This window comes from Pseudactinotalea sp., assembly GCF_048594945.1.
GTDB lineage: Bacteria > Actinomycetota > Actinomycetes > Actinomycetales > Beutenbergiaceae > Pseudactinotalea.
On sequence record NZ_JBMDXJ010000470.1, the window covers coordinates 1 to 2,617 of the forward strand.

Genomic DNA, 2,617 nt, shown 5'->3' on the forward strand with positions numbered 1-2,617 from the left:
CAGGTCGTAGAAGCCCACGGGGTACATCCCGCACGCCCCGAACACCCGCGCCACCTGGTGGATCTCCTGCGGCGAGCCGACTCGGATGGCCCCGTGCCGCTCGGCCGTGACGCGGTCGATGGTGCCCAGACGTTCGGCCTCCTCGCCCATCCGCTCGAGCACCTCGGCGTTGATCTCCTCGCATGTGCGCACCAGGGTCGTGTACGCCGGCACCTCGGTGCCGTACAGCTCCGAGAGGCCCGCCGCGAACCGTGCCCGCAGCTGCGTCGGCGTCGTCGGCGCCTCGTCCGCCCGCCCGCTCGTCGGGGCCTGAGCAACCCTCTCGCCGGTCCTTCGGTTGCTCCGGCACCGCGCACGCCCGATCCGCGCCCTTCGGTTGCAGAGGCACCGATGGACGGTGACGTCACAGGAACTCCACACCCTGGGCGAGTGGGAGCTCGGTGGAGTAGTTGACCGTGTTGGTCTGGCGGCGCATGTAGGCGCGCCAGGCGTCCGATCCGGACTCACGCCCTCCGCCGGTCTCCTTCTCCCCGCCGAACGCCCCGCCGATCTCCGCTCCCGACGGTCCGATGTTCACGTTGGCGATGCCGCAGTCCGAGCCGGTCGCCGCGAGGAAGCTCTCTGCCTCGCGCACGTCGAGCGTGAAGATCGACGACGACAGTCCCTGGGCGACGTCGTTGTGCAGCGCGACGGCCTCTTCGAAGGTCGAGTACGTCAGCACGTACAGCAGCGGCGCGAACGTCTCGGCCTTCACGATGTCGGTCTGCGCAGGCATGTCGATGATCGCCGGTCGGACGTACTGACCACCTGTACCCTCTTGCCGCCCATCCCCCGAGCTCTCCGCTTCGCTACGAGCAGGAAGGTGCCCCCAGCCGGGCAGCCCTGCCGGAGACACACGGGTTCCGCCGGTGACGAGCCGACCACCGTCGGCCTGCGCCTGCTCCACGGCGGCGAGGAACGCTGCCGTGGCGGCCTCGTCGACGAGCGGGCCGACGAGGGTCCCCGCGTCGAGCGGGGAGCCGATGGGCAACGTCTCGTACGCCTTGGCGAGCCGCTCGACCAGCTCGTCCTTGACGCTCTCGTGCACGATCACCCGCCGCAGCGACGTGCAGCGCTGGCCCGCCGTGCCGACGGCCGAGAACGCGATGCCGCGGACCGTGAGGTCCAGGTCGGCGGTGGGTGCGACGACGGCGGCGTTGTTGCCGCCGAGCTCCAGCAGACAGCGACCGAGGCGGGCAGCCACGCGCGGCGCCACCTCCTTGCCCATCCGGGTCGAGCCGGTCGCCGAGACGAGCGCGACCCGCGGATCGTCCACGAGTGCCTCCCCCACCCCACGCTCCCCGAGCACGAGCTGGGCGATGCCCTCCGGAGCGCCCGCACGCCGGGCCGCCTCCCGCACCAGGGCATGGCACGCGATGCCGGTGAGCACCGTCTTCTCCGACGGCTTCCACACGACCGCGTCGCCGCACGTGAAGGCGAGAGCGGCGTTCCACGACCACACGGCCACCGGGAAGTTGAACGCGGTGACGACGGCGCACACGCCGAGCGGGTGCCACTGCTCCATCATCCGGTGCCCGGGACGCTCGGTGGCGATCGTGAGACCGTGCAGCTGGCGCGAGAGCCCGACGGCGAGGTCACAGATGTCGATCATCTCCTGCACCTCGCCCAGACCCTCGGAGACGATCTTCCCGGCCTCGATGCTCACCAGGGCCCCGAGGTCGTCCTTGTGCTCGCGCAGCAGCTCGCCCAGCTCGCGCACGAACTGGCCTAGGATCGGCGCCGGCACGGTGCGCCACTGCTCGAAGGCGGCATGCGCGGTGCCGATCACGGGAGTGGCCAGGAGCAAGGCGGCCGTGGCGAGCAGACGACGGCGGCTCGCGCGTCGCGCGCCAGGGGAGGCGAGGTTCATGTTGTCTCTCTTTAGTCTAGGTATGCGTGGACGGCGTCTGCGGCAGGCAATCCATACAGCGCTGCCGGGTTGTCCACGAGGATCTGACGTAGCCGCGACGGGGTCTGGGCCCAGTGCGCGAGCGCGTCGAGTTGTGCTGCGTCATCAGGCCAGGGGTGCGTGCCTGCCGATGCCGTGGCGTGAGGCCAGTCGCTGCCCCACACCACGCGTTCAGGTGCGTTCTGGATGAGGCTGCGCGCAAGCGGAGTGAGGGCCGGGTCGCGGGTGTCGTGCCGCGGGCTCACGATGTAGCCACCCGACAGCGTCACCCAGGCCTTGCCTTGTGCCTGCAGGCGCAAGACCAGTGCGTGGGCAGGATGATGGAATGCGGCGTCTGGACTGAGTCTGGCGAAATGGTCGAACACCACCGGGACAGGCAGCTGCGCCAACCGCTGGCCAGCGTCGGCGAGCTGCTCGGCTGGCATGAGCAACTGCAGGTGCCAGCCCAGGTCCGCGATGCGGTCCGACAGCGATTCCAATTGCGCGAGTGAACCCGTCACGCCCAGCGACAGGTTCAACCGGATGCCACGCACGCCGGCCTCGTGCAAGGCCTGCAGCTCGGCATCGGATTCGCTGCCATCGATCACCGCCACGCCTCGGCTGTCCGTGCCCAATGCGGCCAGCCCATCGAGCATGGGTCGATTGTCATGGCCGTAGGTGGACGGCGTG

The 2,617-nt window shown here is 70.1% G+C and carries 3 protein-coding genes; all 3 read right to left on the bottom strand.

The genetic code is table 11. The features are described from left to right. On the bottom strand, positions 1-261 hold a 261-nt coding region (locus ACOJSN_RS21295; RefSeq protein ID WP_420114488.1), incomplete at its 3' end, for a 2-oxoadipate dioxygenase/decarboxylase family protein. Positions 262-403: 142 nt separating this feature from the next. Beyond that, the gene (locus ACOJSN_RS21300) at positions 404-1,909 is read right to left on the bottom strand and encodes an aldehyde dehydrogenase family protein (protein ID WP_420114486.1); all 1,506 of its coding nucleotides are present in this window, start codon (positions 1,907-1,909) and stop codon (positions 404-406) included. Between the two features lie 11 nt (positions 1,910-1,920). Next, on the bottom strand, positions 1,921-2,617 hold a 697-nt coding region (locus ACOJSN_RS21305; protein ID WP_420114487.1), incomplete at its 5' end, for an amidohydrolase family protein.